General features: G+C 70.2%; 15 protein-coding genes. 11 read left to right on the forward strand and 4 right to left on the reverse strand.

Going from position 1 to position 16,760, the window contains the following annotated elements:
* Nucleotides 1–54: 54 nt before the first annotated feature.
* Complete coding sequence (locus tag CRP52_RS18790; RefSeq protein WP_097237474.1) at nucleotides 55–1,674, reverse strand: transporter; 1,620 nt, start codon at nucleotides 1,672–1,674, stop codon at nucleotides 55–57.
* Nucleotides 1,671–2,492 (reverse strand): ABC transporter ATP-binding protein, encoded by an 822-nt coding sequence (locus CRP52_RS18795; protein WP_097237475.1) that lies wholly within the window; start codon nucleotides 2,490–2,492, stop codon nucleotides 1,671–1,673. The genes CRP52_RS18790 and CRP52_RS18795 overlap by 4 nt, the downstream gene beginning before the upstream one ends.
* A gap of 242 nt (nucleotides 2,493–2,734) precedes the next feature.
* Here CRP52_RS18795 and CRP52_RS18800 point away from each other — a divergent pair, with 242 nt between their 5' ends.
* The 9 genes from CRP52_RS18800 to CRP52_RS18840 all read left to right on the forward strand — a co-directional run bounded on the left by CRP52_RS18800 (nucleotide 2,735) and on the right by CRP52_RS18840 (nucleotide 13,190).
* Nucleotides 2,735–3,295: a DUF1707 and DUF4190 domain-containing protein gene (locus CRP52_RS18800; RefSeq protein WP_306458872.1), complete on the forward strand. Its 561-nt coding sequence runs from the start codon at nucleotides 2,735–2,737 to the stop codon at nucleotides 3,293–3,295.
* 166 nt (nucleotides 3,296–3,461) lie between these two features.
* Entirely contained in the window at nucleotides 3,462–5,126 is a 1,665-nt protein-coding gene (locus CRP52_RS18805; RefSeq protein WP_097237476.1) for a hypothetical protein, read from the forward strand.
* Between the two features lie 50 nt (nucleotides 5,127–5,176).
* Complete coding sequence (locus CRP52_RS18810) at nucleotides 5,177–6,778, forward strand: DUF2142 domain-containing protein (RefSeq protein ID WP_097237477.1); 1,602 nt, start codon at nucleotides 5,177–5,179, stop codon at nucleotides 6,776–6,778.
* Between the two features lie 379 nt (nucleotides 6,779–7,157).
* Nucleotides 7,158–7,529 carry a 30S ribosomal protein S12 gene (rpsL, locus tag CRP52_RS18815; protein ID WP_014144289.1) on the forward strand — a complete coding sequence of 124 codons (372 nt, stop codon included), beginning with the start codon at nucleotides 7,158–7,160 and terminating at the stop codon, nucleotides 7,527–7,529.
* A 2-nt stretch (nucleotides 7,530–7,531) separates the two neighbouring features.
* A complete protein-coding gene (rpsG, locus tag CRP52_RS18820; protein ID WP_030055803.1) occupies nucleotides 7,532–8,002 on the forward strand; it encodes a 30S ribosomal protein S7 in 471 nt (156 codons plus the stop codon).
* A 39-nt stretch (nucleotides 8,003–8,041) separates the two neighbouring features.
* Nucleotides 8,042–10,147 (forward strand): elongation factor G, encoded by a 2,106-nt coding sequence (fusA, locus tag CRP52_RS18825; RefSeq protein ID WP_097237478.1) that lies wholly within the window; start codon nucleotides 8,042–8,044, stop codon nucleotides 10,145–10,147.
* Between the two features lie 218 nt (nucleotides 10,148–10,365).
* Entirely contained in the window at nucleotides 10,366–11,559 is a 1,194-nt protein-coding gene (gene tuf / locus CRP52_RS18830; RefSeq protein WP_097237479.1) for an elongation factor Tu, read from the forward strand.
* A 195-nt stretch (nucleotides 11,560–11,754) separates the two neighbouring features.
* Nucleotides 11,755–12,717, forward strand: coding sequence for a glycosyltransferase family 2 protein (locus tag CRP52_RS18835; protein ID WP_097237480.1), 963 nt, complete (start codon nucleotides 11,755–11,757; stop codon nucleotides 12,715–12,717).
* The gene (locus tag CRP52_RS18840; RefSeq protein ID WP_257032610.1) at nucleotides 12,714–13,190 is read left to right on the forward strand and encodes a GtrA family protein; all 477 of its coding nucleotides are present in this window, start codon (nucleotides 12,714–12,716) and stop codon (nucleotides 13,188–13,190) included. The genes CRP52_RS18835 and CRP52_RS18840 overlap by 4 nt, the downstream gene beginning before the upstream one ends.
* Nucleotides 13,191–13,286: 96 nt before the next feature.
* Here the strand turns inward: CRP52_RS18840 and rfbC are convergent, their stop codons facing one another.
* Together rfbC and rfbA are read right to left on the reverse strand one after the other, a co-directional pair.
* The gene (gene rfbC / locus CRP52_RS18845) at nucleotides 13,287–13,886 is read right to left on the reverse strand and encodes a dTDP-4-dehydrorhamnose 3,5-epimerase (RefSeq protein ID WP_097237481.1); all 600 of its coding nucleotides are present in this window, start codon (nucleotides 13,884–13,886) and stop codon (nucleotides 13,287–13,289) included.
* On the reverse strand, nucleotides 13,883–14,758 hold the full coding sequence (gene rfbA, locus CRP52_RS18850) for a glucose-1-phosphate thymidylyltransferase RfbA (RefSeq protein ID WP_097237482.1): 876 nt from the start codon (nucleotides 14,756–14,758) through the stop codon (nucleotides 13,883–13,885). Before rfbA ends, rfbC begins: the two co-directional genes overlap by 4 nt.
* A 90-nt stretch (nucleotides 14,759–14,848) precedes the next feature.
* On the opposite strand from rfbA, the gene rfbB reads away from it, so the two are divergent.
* The gene (rfbB, locus tag CRP52_RS18855; protein ID WP_097237483.1) at nucleotides 14,849–15,826 is read left to right on the forward strand and encodes a dTDP-glucose 4,6-dehydratase; all 978 of its coding nucleotides are present in this window, start codon (nucleotides 14,849–14,851) and stop codon (nucleotides 15,824–15,826) included.
* The gene (rfbD, locus tag CRP52_RS18860) at nucleotides 15,823–16,758 is read left to right on the forward strand and encodes a dTDP-4-dehydrorhamnose reductase (RefSeq protein WP_259470467.1); all 936 of its coding nucleotides are present in this window, start codon (nucleotides 15,823–15,825) and stop codon (nucleotides 16,756–16,758) included. Before rfbB ends, rfbD begins: the two co-directional genes overlap by 4 nt.
* Nucleotides 16,759–16,760 lie beyond the last annotated feature (2 nt).

Genomic DNA, 16,760 nt, shown 5'->3' on the forward strand with positions numbered 1-16,760 from the left:
GCCGGAGCCCGGGCCGGTGCCCGGGACCGTACAACCGGGGAGGAGCAGTCCGGCTCAGCGCTCGATGGCCTTGGCGAGGATCTCCGGGATGCGCTCCAGCAGCCGGGCGGCCGCCAGCCGCACCCCGACGACGGCGACCAGCGCGCCGTACAGCGCGCCGATCAGGAGCACCGGCCAGCTCGGCCCGCCCGAGAGCAGCGCCCAGGCGAGGTAGCCGCCCACCGGGAGGGTGAGCAGTGCCACACCGACCATCGAGCCGAACTGGTTGAGCAGGATCAGCCCGCCCTGCCCGGGGGCGGCGTTGCGCATCGGGTTGCTGTCGGCGGGCATGGTGTACGGCGCCAGCACGCTGAACACCGCGCCGAGCGCCACCCCGCAGCCGAGCAGCGCCAGCGCGAGGCCGAGCGCGGACGGCAGGCGGGTCCAGTCGCCGGTGGCGGCGGCCAGCACGAGGCCGAGCACCAGCGTCACCGGGAGGGCGTACGAGAGCACCGCGTACGCCCGGCCGCGCAGCTCGTCCCGGGCGTCGGCCGCGGTGCGCAGGGTGGCGGCGACCATCCAGAACGCCGAGCCGTCCATGCCGAACAGGTTGAGCATCTGCAGCCCGAGGAAGGTCCCGGTCATCGCCAGCAGGTAGACGCTCGACCAGCCCTGGACCATCGACAGCACGCAGATCACCAGGGTCATCCCGATGCTCGTGAACACCGCGGCCTTGGCCCGCGGCTCGCGCCAGGCGTACCGCAGGTGGCGCTGCATCACGGCGCCGACCCGCCCCCCGGGCAGGAGGCGCCAGCCGCGGGAGTCCTGCACTCCGCGGGCCACCTCCAGGGTGGAGGAGTCGGCGGTGACCATCAGCTCCTGCAGGCTGCTCCGCCACCAGCGCAGCAGCAGGACGAGCAGGGCGCCGGCCGCCGCGAGCTGGAGCAGCGCGAGCCCGTACCGGCCCTCGCCGGCGGTGCGGGCCGCGTCCGCCGCACCGACCGGCGGGATCCAGCGCAGCACGGAGGCGATCGGCTTCAGCGGGCTGAGGTCGAGCTGATCGCCGGGCCGCCCGAAAATGCTCTGCGAGCCGATGTTGGCGGCCTGGACGAGCAGGGCGAAGAGCAGCCCGCCGAAGATCGCGAAGTCCTTGCCGCGCCGGCTGGAGAGCATCCGGGCGTTGCCGGCGGCGACCGCCCGGGAGAGCGTGACCAGGCAGAGCACCGCGAGCGGCACGCCGACCAGCGCGGCCGCGGCCGAGGCGCCGCCGTCGGCGCCGGACAGCGCGGCGCCGGTCACCAGCACCAGGCTGACCAGCGGCCCGGGCCCGATCAGCGCGGCCAGCAGCGAGCCGCGCAGCAGCGGCCCCGGCCGCAGCGGCAGCATGGTGAGCCGGGTCGGGTCGGCGCTCTCGTCGCTGGAGAAGAGGAAGAGCGGCAGCGCCGCCCAGCCGAGGCAGAGCACGCCGAGCAGCATCACGCCGGCGTCCCCGGAGCCGGCGTAGCGGCCGTTCAGCATGGCCATGGCGAAGGCGATGCCGCCCGCGAAGGCCAGGCCGAGGGCGGCGCCGATGACGTAGACGGCGGTACGGCCGGGGCTGCGCCGCAGCCCGTTGCGCAGCAGCCGCAGCTTGAGCGCCACCAGCGCGCGGACGACCGTCCGCCCGTCGGGTACGGGGGTGGCGGCCGCGCTCACTGCCCGCTCCCGGCCTGGCCGCCGCCGAGCCAGCCGAGCGCCCGGCCGTCGTCCTCGCGGACGCCGATCAGGCCGAGGAAGGCCTCGTGCAGGCTCTGCCCGTCGCGCACGGTGTCCAGCGGGCCCTGGGCGATCACCCGGCCGGCGTCGATCACGGCGACCCAGTCGCAGAGCTGTTCGACCAGCTCCATCACGTGGCTGGAGAAGACGACGGTGGAGCCAGCCGCCGCGTACCGCTTGAGCACGCCGCGGATGGTCTGCGCCGAGACCGGGTCGACGCCCTCGAAGGGCTCGTCGAGGAAGAGCACGTCGGGGTTGTGCAGCAGCGCCGCGGCCAGGCCGATCTTCTTGCGCATGCCGGTGGAGTAGTCGGCGACCAGCTTGTCGGCGTCCCGGCCGAGGTCCAGTACGGCCAGCAGTTCCTCGGCCCGGCGGTCCACCTCGGCGCCGGGCAGGCCGCGCAGCCGACCGGTGTACTGCAGCAGCTCGCGCCCGCTGAGCCGTTCGAACATCCGCAGGCCCTCGGGCAGGATGCCGATCCGCGCCTTGACCGTGACCGGGTCGGCCCACACGTCGGTGCCGTGGATCAGCACGGCGCCCTGGTCGGGCCGCAGCAGGCCGGTGACCATCGACAGCGTGGTGGTCTTGCCGGCGCCGTTCGGCCCGACCAGGCCGATGAAGGCGCCGGCGGGCAGCTCCAGGCTCAGCCCGGCCACGGCGGCCTGGGTGCCGAAGTGCTTCCACAGTCCTCGGATGCTGACGGCGGACGGGGTGCCCGGCCCGGGGAGGTCGGAGGACGGTGGTGCTGACGGCTGCATCGCGGCCTTCTCTGCTCGGGTCGGACGGAGGTCTCGGGCTCAGCCTGTCACCGGCGGACGGAGCTGTCGCCCGAGTTGAGGATCCCCTGAGCGTGTCCGCCGAACGGGTGAGGCGCGCCGTCCGGAATCCGCCTCCCGGCGGCTGCCGGGCCGAATCGGCAACTACTCGGAGCGGTCGTTCGTCCTGCACTATGAGGAGCAGTGAACGTGCGCGGGGGTGCCGTGGCACCGGGAGGTGGCGGATGTCCGTTCAACCGTGGGGCGAACCCGGTCCCGGTCACAAGCACGGCCGGGGCGACGCCCGGTGGCCCGCCGCCCGGTGGCCCGCGCCGGTCCCGCAGCCCGCGCCGACGCCGCAGTCCGCGATGCGGGCGGGCCACGCGGACCGCGACCGCACGGTCGACGTGCTGAAGGCCGCGTTCGCCGAGGGCCGGCTCTCCGCCGAGGAGTACGAGCAGCGCCACGAGGCCGTCACCGTGGCGCAGACCTACGGCCAGCTGGCCGCGCTGGTGGCCGACCTGCCCGCCGGCCCGATGTCGGCGCCGCTCGCCCCGCCCGTTCCGGCCACCTTCCTGCCCACCCCGCCGTACCCGCAGGCCCGCCCGACCAACGTGCTGGCCGTGCTCTCCCTGGTCTGCAGTGTGACCGGCCTCTCCCTGCCCGCCGTGGTCACCGGCCACATCGCCCGCTCGCAGATCCGCCGGAACAACATGGACGGCGACTGGGCGGCCGTCCTCGGCCTGGTGATCGGCTACATGGGCAGCGCGTTCTGGACCCTGATGATCCTCCTGGCCCTCGCGTAGCGTCCGCGGGCGGCCACGGCCCGTGGACCGGGACGCCCATCGCCGGGCAAAGCACCTATGATGCCCGGGGCAGCCACGCGCACCTGAACCCCGTACGTTCCGCGACCCGTCGGCGAAGAGGCGCCGGGCGGGCCGGGTGAGCAACCACGAGTCGAGGACCGTTCCAGTGACAGTCAGTGCCCAGGAGGCCTCCCGCGTCCCGTCGCCGGGCGGACGTTCGCTGACCGGGCGTTCGGAGCGCCGGTCCGGCAGCGGGTTCTGGTCCTCCTCGCCGGTGCTGCTCGCGGGCGAGGCGCTGGTCGCCTTCCTGGCCGCGCTGATCCTCCCCGTGATGGCCCGCGGTTTCCAGCTCGACCCGCTGAACCGGATCGCCCAGGTCAGCGGGCTCGCCGCCCTGCAGCTGCGGTTCGCCGTGATCGGCCTGCTGCTGCTCGGCGCGGTGGTGATCGCGTGGCGCGTCCGCTCCGGCCGGCACTTCGGCCTGGTGGCGCGCTTCTCCTCGGCCGCACTGGCCGGCCTCGCCAGCGGTTTCGTGGCGGCCGGCGCGGTGATCGCCCTGCTGGGCACGCCCTGGCCGATGTTCGGCCTCAACGGCGACAGCGGGCGCATCGTCGAGTGGGCCCACGCGGTGGCGAACGGCCAGCCCTCGGGCTCGCCGGTCTACCCGCCGGCGCCGCTGTACACCCTGGGTTACTACGCCGAGTGGTTCCGCGGCGGCAACACCGCGTACGCCTTCAAGGACCTGCAGATCCTCGGCGCCGCCGCGTTCGGCCCGCTGGTCTACCTCTGCTGGCGGATGCTGCTCAGCCCGGTCCGCGCACTCGCCTTCGGCGTGCTGCCGGCCTTCGCGCTGATCGACGCCTACAAGCCGTACAGCCAGACCGTGCTGGTGGTCCTGGTGCCGGTCCTCGTGGCGCTGGTGGTGCAGCTGCGCCGCAGCGGGACGGCGGCCTGGCGGTCGCTGCTGCTGAAGGGGGCCGGCTTCGGCGCGCTGCTGGGGCTGCTGTTCCTGACCTACTCCGGCTGGTTCCTGTGGAGCGCGGCGGGTGTGCTGGTCGCGGCGCTGATGTACTTCCCCTGGCAGGCCGACCGCCGCAAGGGCCTGGCCTACTTGGGCGTCACCGTTGCCGCCTACCTGCTGGTCTGCGGCAGCTACCTGGTGACGATGCTGACCGACGGGCAGGACACCAAGGACGCCACGTTCCGGTTCGACAACTTCACCGACCCGGCGTACTTCCTGATGTGGCGCACGGACATGCCGGGCAAGGTCACCGAATGGCCGCTGCCCGGCGAGTTCGGCGGCATGGACCTGTTCGCCGTGGTGATGTTCGTCGCACTCGGCGCCGCACTCTGGCTCGGCATCCGCAAGCCACTGGTCGTCACCATCTGCTGCATGTTCGCGAGCGCCTGGGTGATGCGGATGTACATCGCTTCGCACATGTACGAGACCCAGACCGTGCAGCTCTACACCCGCACCAACAACCAGATGCTCTACTGCGGCCTGCTGCTCTGCGCCCTGGTGGCCCACCTGGTGTCACTGCGGATCGCGGAACGCCGGCGGGCCGCCGAGGCCGCGGGAAGCCCCGCACCTGCGGGCCCTCCCGGACCGCAGGCCGCCGTGATCGGTACGCTGTTCGCCTTGCTGTTCTTGTTCGGTACGGTCTCCTCGTCGATGTCCGACCGCTACATGCCGGCGAAGGAGAACACGTACCGCATCCTGCCGTGGGTGTCGCACACCGTTCGCAACCTCGACGGCAGCTGCCCGAAGTTCGCGCCCGGAGGGCAGTGCTCGAAGGACGGCGACCAGTCATGGATCAGCATGATCAAGTAGCGCCAGTTCCCGCCCCGTGAGCTCGGACTGACCCGAAGGCCCCATTCCAGATGATGATCACCGCAGTCAAGTCCCTCGCCGACCGGCTCGCGTCCTCGCCGAGGCGACTGTGGGCCGTGGCGTTCGCGATCCTGTTCGTACTGAGCGCTTCCTGGTCGCTCTCCACACCGACCGGCGCCTCGCCGGACGAGCACGCGCACCTCATCCGCGCGGCAGCGGTCGCCCGCGGCCAGGTCGAGGGCCGTGAGGTCATGGTCCCGCACGTGGTCGGCGGGATCGACGGCAAGTTCGCCGAGACCGGTGTCGTCCTCCCGCGCATCTACCAGGACCTGAAGGACGTCAACGCCTGCTACGTCTTCGTGTCCGAGCGGTCCGCGTCCTGCGCGCCGACGCTCAAGGACCGCCCGGGAACGGCCCTGGTCACCACGGCCGCGGGCCGCTACCACCCCGCGTACTACTTCGCGGTGGGCTGGCCCAGCCTCCTGGTCCACGGCGAGGCGGCCTTCTACCTGATGCGCCTGATGTCGGCGCTGATCTGCTCCGCCCTGGTGGCGAGCGCGGTGGTCTCGGCGGCGGAGTGGCGGCGGCGTTCCTTCACCCTGCTCGGAGTGATCACCGCGGCCACCCCGATGGCCCTGTTCATGTTCGGCGTGGTCAACCCGAGCGGCCCGGAGATCGCGGCGGGAATCCTGGTCTGGAGCGCCGGGCTGCCGATGCTGATGAGCCCGGACCCGTACCTGCTGAACCGCCGGCTGGCCCGGCTGGGCATCGGCGCGCTGGTGCTGATCAGCATCCGCCCGCTGGGGCTGATCTGGTTCGCCGGGGCCCTGTTCTTCGGACTGCTGCTGAGCCAGAAGGGCGCGGTGCGCGAGGTGCTGCGCCGCAAGGTGGCCTGGGTCTGGGGCGGTCTGGCGGTGGCGGCGGCGGGCTCGGCCCTGGTCTGGTCGTCGAGCCACCCGGACAACTCGGTCATCAACACCCCGAGCGACCTCACCCCGCTGAACGCGGCCCGCAAGACCTTCGACAACGGGCTGCTCTACATGAAGCACATGATCGGCTACTTCGGCTGGCTGGACGCCCAGCCGCCGGCCGCGACGCTGCTGGTCTGGTGCGCCGTGGTGCTCGCCCTGGCGATGCTCGCGCTGTGCTACGCCCGCTTCCGGGACACCCTGGCGATCGTCGGCGTGATGGTCGGCATCGTGGTGATACCGATAGCGGCACAGGCCATGCAGGCGCGCCAGCTCGGCATGATCTGGCAGGGCCGCTACCTGCTGCCCTTCGCCGTCGGACTGCCGATCATGTGCGCCGCGCTCTGCCACGAGCGGCTGCCCTGGGGCGGCTTCGCCTGGCGCCGGCTGCTGGTGATCTCCAGCTTCTCGCTCGGCCTGGTCAACGCCGCCGCCTTCCTGTGGGCGCTGCGCCGCAACGCCGACGGCACCGAGGGCCCGCTGCTGATCAGCCCGGCCCACTGGTCGCCGCCCGGCAGCTGGCCGCTCTGGCTGCTCGTGTACACGCTGACAGCGCTCGCGTTCGGGCTGTTCGCGGCCGTCTCGGACAACCGGGAGCGGACCGGGCCGCAGCCGTCCGGGGCGGCCGGGGCCGAGGACGCGGGGGGCCGTACTCGGCTCGCCGGGGCCCACGCGGAGGCGTAGGGTTTCGCCGTGCGGGGAGTGGGCGGTTGTGGTAGTGGGGCCCCGTTCCGGGTCGGCTCCGGTACCGCTTCCGGCACAAGCCCCGCGACCTGCGGCGTTGCATTTGTTTTGACCGCGCCCCATGCGCTAGGTACGCTCTGACCTTGTGCCTGGGGTGTCCCCGGGTCCTTGTGCGTGCATGCACACCGGTCGCCGCGCCGAGCCGGAGCGCCTCCTGGCGCTCCGCGCGTAGAGCGCCGTCGCTGTACATCAGCCATGGGATTCCGTGTCGTAACAAGCCCAACACACCCGACCGCGTGGGTCGACCACGGGGCCGTGTGTGCGGGAGACACCGCAGGTTAGTTCCACCAAGCCTTGGCACACAGAAAACGGAGAAACGGTGCCTACGATCCAGCAGCTGGTCCGAAAGGGCCGGCAGGACAAGGTCGAGAAGAACAAGACTCCCGCGCTGAAGGGTTCCCCGCAGCGCCGTGGGGTCTGCACGCGTGTGTACACGACCACCCCGAAGAAGCCGAACTCGGCTCTCCGCAAGGTCGCCCGTGTGCGCCTCACCAGCGGGATCGAGGTCACCGCTTACATCCCGGGCGAGGGCCACAACCTGCAGGAGCACTCCATCGTGCTGGTGCGCGGTGGTCGTGTGAAGGACCTTCCTGGTGTCCGCTACAAGATCATCCGCGGTTCGCTCGACACCCAGGGTGTCAAGAACCGCAAGCAGGCTCGCAGCCGCTACGGCGCCAAGAAGGAGAAGTAAGAATGCCTCGTAAGGGCCCCGCCCCGAAGCGCCCGGTCATCATCGACCCGGTTTACGGCTCCCCGGTCGTCACCCAGCTGGTCAACAAGATCCTGCTGCACGGCAAGCGCTCCACCGCCGAGCGGATCGTCTACGGCGCCCTTGAGGGCGTCCGTGAGAAGACCGGCTCGGACCCGGTCGTCACGCTGAAGCGCGCGCTGGAGAACGTCAAGCCGGCCCTTGAGGTCAAGTCCCGCCGTGTCGGTGGCGCGACCTACCAGGTTCCGGTCGAGGTCCGTCCGGGCCGCGCCAGCACCCTGGCGCTGCGCTGGATGGTCGGTTACTCCCGCGCCCGTCGCGAGAAGACCATGACCGAGCGCCTGATGAACGAGATCCTCGACGCCAGCAACGGCCTGGGCGCTTCCGTGAAGCGTCGCGAGGACACCCACAAGATGGCCGAGTCCAACAAGGCCTTCGCGCACTACCGCTGGTAGTCCGTACCCCGTCACTAGACAGAGAGAGAACGAGCCACCATGGCTGCAACCTCCCTTGACCTCGCCAAGGTCCGCAACATCGGGATCATGGCGCACATCGACGCGGGCAAGACCACCACCACCGAGCGGATCCTGTTCTACACCGGTGTCTCGTACAAGATCGGTGAGGTCCACGATGGCGCTGCCACCATGGACTGGATGGAGCAGGAGCAGGAGCGCGGCATCACGATCACGTCGGCCGCGACGACCTGTCACTGGACGGTCGACGACGCCGACCACACCATCAACATCATCGACACCCCGGGTCACGTCGACTTCACCGTCGAGGTGGAGCGTTCGCTGCGCGTCCTCGACGGTGCCGTGACGGTGTTCGACGGTGTTGCCGGTGTCGAGCCCCAGTCCGAGACCGTGTGGCGGCAGGCTGACCGCTACGGCGTCCCGCGCATCTGCTTCATCAACAAGCTGGACCGCACGGGCGCGAACTTCTTCTTCTGCGTGCAGACCATCGTGGACCGCCTCGGCGCCACCCCGCTGGTCATGCAGCTCCCGATCGGTGCCGAGGCGGACTTCAAGGGCGTTGTCGACCTTGTCCGCATGAAGGCGCTGGTCTGGTCGGCCGAGGCCGCCAAGGGCGAGATGTACGACATCGTCGACATCCCGGCCGAGCTGCAGGAGCAGGCGGAGGAGTACCGCGAGGCGCTGATCGACACCGTCTCGAACGTCAGCGACGAGATCATGGAGCTCGCCCTTGAGGGCGAGGACATCCCGGTCGAGCTGCTGCAGGACGCGATCCGCAAGGGCACCCTGAACTCGGACTTCACCCCGATCTTCTGCGGTACCGCCTTCAAGAACAAGGGCGTTCAGCCCCTGCTCGACGCGGTCGTCAAGTACCTGCCGTCGCCGCTGGACATCGAGTCCATCGAGGGCACCAAGCCGAACGACCCGGAGACCAAGATCTCCCGTAAGGCTTCGGACGACGAGCCGCTGGCTGCGCTGGCGTTCAAGATCATGTCCGACCCTCACCTGGGCAAGCTCACCTTCGTCCGGATCTACTCCGGTCGCCTGGAGTCCGGCACCTCGGTGCTGAACGCCGTGAAGGGCAAGAAGGAGCGCATCGGCAAGATCTACCGCATGCACGCGAACAAGCGTGAGGAGATCGAGTCGGTGGGCGCCGGCGACATCGTCGCCGTCATGGGCCTGAAGCAGACCACCACCGGTGAGACGCTGGCCGACGAGAAGAACCCGGTCATCCTGGAGTCCATGGACTTCCCGGCCCCGGTCATCCGCGTCGCCATCGAGCCCAAGTCCAAGGGTGACCAGGAGAAGCTGGGTGTCGCCATCCAGCGTCTCGCCGAGGAGGACCCGTCCTTCCAGGTCAACACGGACGAGGAGACCGGCCAGACCATCATCGCGGGTATGGGCGAGCTGCACCTTGAGGTGCTGGTCGACCGTATGAAGCGTGAGTTCAAGGTCGAGGCCAACGTCGGCAAGCCGCAGGTCGCCTACCGCGAGACGATCCGTTCGGCCGTCGAGCGCATCGACTACACGCACAAGAAGCAGACCGGTGGTTCGGGCCAGTTCGCGAAGATCCAGATCGCGATCGAGCCGCTTGAGCAGGCCGAGGGCTACGAGTTCGTGAACAAGGTCACCGGTGGCCGCGTGCCGAAGGAGTACATCCCTTCGGTCGACGCCGGTTGCCAGGAGGCCATGGAGTTCGGTGTGCTCGCCGGCTACCCGCTGCAGGGTGTCCGCGTCACGCTGCTCGACGGTGCGTCGCACGACGTCGACTCCTCCGAGCTCGCGTTCAAGATCGCCGGCTCGATGGCCTTCAAGGAAGGCGCGAAGAAGGCCAAGCCGGTCCTTCTTGAGCCGATGATGGCCGTCGAGGTCACCACGCCCGAGGACTACATGGGCGATGTGATCGGCGACATCAACTCTCGCCGTGGCCAGATCCGGTCCATGGACGAGCGTCACGGTGCCCGCGTCGTCACGGCGCTGGTGCCCCTCTCCGAGATGTTCGGCTACGTCGGTGACCTGCGCAGCAAGACCTCTGGTCGCGCCAGCTACTCGATGCAGTTCGACTCGTACGCCGAGGTCCCCAAGGCCGTGGCTGAGGAGATCATCGCCAAGGCCAAGGGCGAGTAGGTCCGGCTCTGCCGGCCTCGGAACCAGCCCGACATTCGGGATGATTCCGACCCCTTAGGCTATTAGGAGGCGACCCGGGAGGATCCGGACGGATCCTCCCGGGGCCTCCGGCCCCTACCCGCGGGACGGTGCGAGGTGCTTCCGGCACCACGGACCCAGCCCGATCAAGACCAACTGACGTCAGCACGGCGTACAGGAACTGTCCTCAGGAGGACTCAGTGGCGAAGGCGAAGTTCGAGCGGACGAAGCCCCACGTCAACATCGGCACCATTGGTCACATCGACCACGGCAAGACCACGCTGACCGCGGCCATCACCAAGGTGCTGCACGACGCGTACCCGGACCTGAACCCCTTCACGCCGTTCGACCAGATCGACAAGGCGCCGGAGGAGCGTCAGCGCGGTATCACCATCTCGATCGCGCACGTCGAGTACCAGACCGAGGCGCGTCACTACGCCCACGTCGACTGCCCGGGTCACGCTGACTACATCAAGAACATGATCACCGGTGCCGCCCAGATGGACGGCGCCATCCTGGTGGTCGCCGCCACCGACGGCCCGATGCCGCAGACCAAGGAGCACGTCCTCCTGGCCCGCCAGGTCGGCGTCCCCTACATCGTCGTCGCCCTGAACAAGGCCGACATGGTGGACGACGAGGAGATCCTGGAGCTCGTCGAGCTCGAGGTCCGTGAGCTGCTCTCCGAGTACGAGTTCCCGGGCGACGACCTGCCGGTCGTCCGCGTCTCCGCCCTGAAGGCCCTGGAGGGCGACAAGGAGTGGGGCGAGAAGCTCGTCGGCCTGATGCACGCCGTCGACGAGAACATCCCCACCCCGGCCCGCGCCGTGGACCAGCCGTTCCTGATGCCGATCGAGGACGTCTTCACGATCACCGGTCGTGGCACCGTCGTCACCGGTCGTATCGAGCGTGGCATCCTCAAGGTCAACGAGACTGTCGACATCATCGGCATCAAGGAGACCAAGACCACCACCACGGTCACCGGCATCGAGATGTTCCGCAAGCTGCTCGACGAGGGCCAGGCCGGTGAGAACGTCGGTCTGCTGCTCCGTGGCATCAAGCGCGAGGACGTCGAGCGCGGCCAGGTCATCATCAAGCCGGGTTCGGTCACGCCGCACACCGACTTCGAGGCCCAGTCGTACATCCTGTCGAAGGACGAGGGTGGCCGCCACACCCCGTTCTTCAACAACTACCGCCCGCAGTTCTACTTCCGTACCACGGACGTGACCGGCGTCGTGACCCTCCCCGAGGGCACCGAGATGGTCATGCCGGGCGACAACACCGCCATGACGGTCGCGCTGATCCAGCCGATCGCCATGGAGGAGGGCCTGAAGTTCGCCATCCGTGAGGGTGGCCGCACCGTCGGCGCCGGCCAGGTCACCAAGATCCTCAAGTAATTGACGATCTGACCTGCCTGCCTCGTACAGGCTGAGTCCGAAGGGCCCCGCGCACCGCTCGGTGTGCGGGGCCCTTCGGCGTTCCTTCATGAGGCACTCACGGGGGCGTGCCTCCTTTCACGGACCGCTCATCGCCGACTGTTATGGTCGGGCCACCAACAAGCTCCCGCCGTCGCGGAAAGTGGGACCCACCGCATGTCAACCACACCGCTGTTGTCGGTCGTGATGCCGATCTACAACGAGCAGGAGGCGCTTCCGCTGACCGTCGAACGGCTGCGGCCGATCCTCGACGGGCTCGACGTGGCCTACGAGGTGGTCGGCGTCGACGACGGCAGCGCCGACGCGACGCCGGTGCTGATGCAGAAGATCCGCCAGGACTGGCCGGAGTTCCGCATCGTCCGCTTCGCCCGCAACTCCGGGCACCAGGCCGCCCTCACCGCCGGCATCCACCGGGCCTTCGGCGACTACGTCGTCTCGATCGACGCCGACCTGCAGGACCCGCCGGAGAAGATCCCCGAGATGCTGGCGCTCGCCCGGGAGGAGGGCCTGGACATCGTCTACGGCGTCCGCGGCGACCGCGGCACCGACACCTCCTTCAAACGGCACAGCGCCGGGGCGTACTACTGGCTGATGCGCAAGCTGGTCGGCAAGCGGATGCCCAACCAGGCCGGCGACTTCCGGCTGCTCAGCCGGGCCGCGGTGGACGCGCTCAAGGCGATGCCCGAGCACCAGCCGGTCTACCGGCTGCTGGTGCCGTGGCTGGGCTTCCCCAGCGGCGAGGTGGTCTACGTCCGCGAGGAGCGGGTCGCCGGCAGCACCCACTACCCGCTGTCCAAGATGGTCCGGCTCGCGCTGGACAGCGTCACCAACTTCTCCGCGGCCCCGCTGCGGTTGGCCACCTGGCTCGGGCTGTTCAGCTTCCTGGTCTGCATCGCGCTGGCGCTCTACACCACGATCGCGTACGCCGTCGGCTCCACCGTGCCGGGCTGGTCCTCGCTGTTCATAGGGATGCTGTTCCTCGGCGCCGTCCAGCTGGTCTGCGTCGGACTGCTCGGCGAGTACGTCGGCCGGATCTACTCGGCGGTCCAGGCGCGGCCGGCCTACTTCGTCGGCTACGACTCGGCCGAGGAGCAGGACCGGTACGGGACGGGCAAGTGAACGAGATCCTCTCCGCCGACCGCGACGAGCACGGTGAGCACGGCGGGAACGACGAGCGCGGCGGGCAGGCCCCCGGCTCGCCCGGGATGCGCCGGCAGCTGCCGTCCTTCCTGGTCATCGGCGTGCTGAGCACGCTCTTCTACCTGGCGCTGTTCGTCCTGCTGCGGCTGCTCGCCTCCTCCCAGGTGGCCAACCTGGTGGCGCTGGCCGTCAGTGCGGTGGCCAACACCGCGGCCAACCGCCGCTTCACCTTCGGCATCACCGGCTCGGACGGCGCGGTGCGCCACCAGCTCCAGGGTGCGGTCGCCTTCGTGATCGGGCTCGGCCTCAGCAGCGGCGCCTTGGCGCTGCTCGACGCGGCGGTGCCGGACGCCTCCCGGGTGGTCGAGGTGACCGGCCTCGTCGTGGCGAACGGCCTTGCCACCGTGGCCCGGTTCGTGCTCCTCAAGGTCTGGGTCTTCCGGAAGCGCTGACGACGGCCGGCCGGACGGCGGCAGTGACGACGAAGGGGACGCGTGCCGCGGCACGCGTCCCCTTCGTGGTTCCGGGCTCTGCCGTCACCGCCGCCGTCACTGCTGCTTCAGCGACTCCGTGTAGGCCTTGCAGGCCTCGTAGTCCGGCAGCAGGCCACTGGCGATCGCCTCCGCGAGCGAGGGCGCGGCCGCGTCGCGGGCCGACAGCTGCGGGGCCTCGGCCGGCCACTCGATGCCGAGGTCCGGGTCCAGCGGGTGCACGCCGTGCTCGCCGGTCGGGTTGTACGTCGCCGAGCAGAGGTAGGTCAGCGTCGCGTCGTCGGTGAGCGCGCAGAAGCCGTGGCCCAGGCCCTCGGGGATGTAGACGGCCTTGCGCTCGGTGTCGTCCAGGCGCACGCCCTCCCACTTGCCGAAGGTCGGCGAGCCGACCCGCAGGTCGACGATGACGTCCAGCACCGCGCCGCGGGTGCAGGCGACGTACTTGGCCTGGCCGGGCGGCACGTCCGCGAAGTGGATGCCGCGCACGACGTCCTTGGCGGAGAGCGACAGGTTGGCCTGAGCCAGCGTCAGCGGGTGGCCGACGACCTCGGCGAGCCGGTCGAAGCGGTACCACTCGGTGAAGTGGCCCCGCGGGTCGCCGTGCACCTGAGGGGTGATCTCGAAGGCGCCCTCGATGGAGAGTTCACGGAACTTCACCGGCCGGCCGCCTCGTCGAGCAGGGTCACCAGGTACTGGCCGTAACCGCTCTTCAGCAGCGGCTCGGCGAGCTCGCGCAGCTGCGCGTCGTCGATCAGGCCGGCCCGCCAGACCGCCTCCTCGATGCAGCCGATCTTGAAGCCCTGGCGCTCCTCGATGACCCGGACGAACTCCGAGGCCTGGACCATCGAGACGAAGGTGCCGGTGTCCAGCCAGGCGGTGCCGCGGTCGAGGATCGTGACGTGCAGGTCGCCGGTGCGCAGGTACGCGTCGTTGACGGCGGTGATCTCCAGCTCGCCGCGGGCGCTCGGCTTCAGGTTGCGGGCGATCTCGACGACCCGGTTGTCGTAGAAGTACAGGCCGGGGACGGCGTAGCGGGACTTGGGCTCGGCCGGCTTCTCCTCGATCGAGATGACCTGGCCGCTCTCGTCGAACTCGACCACGCCGTACGCGGTCGGGTCGGCCACCGGGTAGGCGAAGACCCGGCCGCCCTTGATGTCGGAGTGCTCAGTCAGGGCGGTGCCCAGGCCGCTGCCGTGGAAGATGTTGTCGCCGAGGATGAGGGCCACCGGCTCGTCGCCGATGAAGTCCGCGCCGAGCACGAAGGCCTGGGCGATGCCCTCGGGCTTCTCCTGGACGGCGTACTGGAGCTTCAGGCCGAGCTGGGAACCGTCACCCAGCAGCCGTTCGAACTGGTCCCGGTCGTTCGGGGTGGTGATGATCAGGATTTCGCTTATCCCGGCCATCACCAGGGTCGAGAGGGGGTAGTAGATCATCGGCTTGTCGAAGACCGGGAGGAGCTGCTTCGACACCGCTCGGGTCAAGGGCCACAGCCGTGAGCCGGTGCCGCCGGCCAGGAGGATTCCACGCATGGGTGCACCCTATTCGAGAACTCGGGGGGTGGTGGGGGCCGGTGGGGGCGGGACAGGAGGCCGCTCGGGCGGCGGTAGACTACGCGCATTATGCGCATCCTCGTGACCGGCGGCGCCGGATTCATTGGTTCGGAGTTCGTCCGTCAGCTCCTCGGAGCGGACGAGAGCGCCCGGATCACCGTCTTTGACAAGCTCACCTACTCGGGCGTCCTGGAGAACCTGGCCCCGGTGGCGAACCACCAGGGCTACACCTTCGTCCAGGGCGACATCTGCGACGTCGACGCGGTCGACCAGGTCATGCCCGGCCACGACGTCGTCGTGCACTTCGCCGCCGAGTCCCACGTGGACCGGTCGATCGCCGGTGCGGGCCCGTTCGTGCTGACCAACGTCGTGGGCACCCAGGTCCTCCTGGATGCCGCCCGCAAGCACGGTGTCGGCCGCTTCGTGCACATCTCCACCGACGAGGTGTACGGCTCGATCAGCGAGGGCTCCTGGACCGAGACCTGGCCGCTGGAGCCGAACTCCCCCTACTCCGCCTCCAAGGCCTCCTCCGACCTGCTGGCGCTGGCCTACCACCGCACGCACGGCATGGACGTCGTGGTGACCCGCTGCTCCAACAACTACGGGCACTACCAGTTCCCGGAGAAGGTCATCCCGCTCTTCACCACCAACCTGATCGACGGCAAGAAGGTTCCGCTGTACGGCGACGGCGGCAACGTCCGCGACTGGCTGCACGTCTCGGACCACTGCCGGGGCATCGAGCTGGTCATGCGCGGCGGCCGCGCGGGTGAGGTCTACAACATCGGCGGCGGTACCGAGGCCACCAACAAGGAGCTGACCGGCCTGCTGCTGGAGGCCGCCGGCGCGGGCTGGGACATGGTCGAGCACGTCGAGGACCGCAAGGGCCACGACCTGCGCTACTCGATCGACATCAGCAAGATCCGCGAGGAGCTCGGCTACGAGCCGCAGGTCCGCTTCGAGGACGGCCTCGCCGCGACCATCGCCTGGTACCGCGAGAACCGCGCCTGGTGGGAGCCGCTGAAGCAGAAGGCGGCCCTGGCCAAGTGACCGCGAACGCCGCCGGCCGGGTGCGCTGGCTGGTCACCGGCGCGGCCGGGATGCTCGGGCGGGACGTGCTGGCGGTGCTCGCCGCCGACCCGACCGCCGAGGTCACCGCGCTGCGCCGGGCCGACCTGGACATCACCGACGCGGCGGCCGTGCAGGCCGCCGTCGAGGGCCACGACCTCGTGGTCAACTGCGCCGCGTGGACGAACGTCGACGCCGCGGAGACCGAGGAGGACGCCGCCACCGCCGTCAACGGCACCGGCGTGCGCCTCCTGGCCGCGGCCTGCGCCAAGGCCGGCGTCCGGCTGCTGCACGTCTCCACCGACTACGTCCTCCCGGGCGACGCCACCGAGCCCTGCCCGGAGGACGCCCCGACCGCGCCGGTCAACGCGTACGGCCGCAGCAAGCTGGTGGGGGAGCGGGCCGTCGCCGAGCTCCTCCCCGAGCACGGCTACGTGGTGCGCACCGCCTGGCTGTACGGCGAGCACGGCCCGAACTTCGTGGCCACCATGCTCAAGCTGGCCACCCAGCGGGACACCCTGGACGTCGTCGACGACCAGCACGGTCAGCCGACCTGGTCGTACGCGCTGGCCGGCCGGCTGGTCGAGCTCGGCCGCGCCGCGCTCGCCGGCGAGGCTCCGGCCGGGGTCTACCACGGCACCGCGAGCGGCCGGACCACCTGGTGCGGGCTGGCCCGCGAGACCTACGCGCTGAGCGGGCTCGACCCGGAGCGGATCCGCCCCACCACCTCGGAGGCGTTCGTCCGCCCGGCCGTCCGCCCCGCCTTCAGCGTGCTGGCCCACGACCGCTGGGCCGCCGCCGGGCTGGCCCCGCTGCCCGAGTGGCGGGCCATGCTGGCCGAGGCCCTGGCCCGGCCCGTCTTCGCCGAACTGGCCGCCACGGCCCGGACCACCGAGAGCGACAGACCTCAGTGAAG

The organism is Streptomyces sp. 1331.2 (genome assembly GCF_900199205.1).
In the GTDB taxonomy this organism is placed as follows: Bacteria; Actinomycetota; Actinomycetes; order Streptomycetales; family Streptomycetaceae; genus Kitasatospora.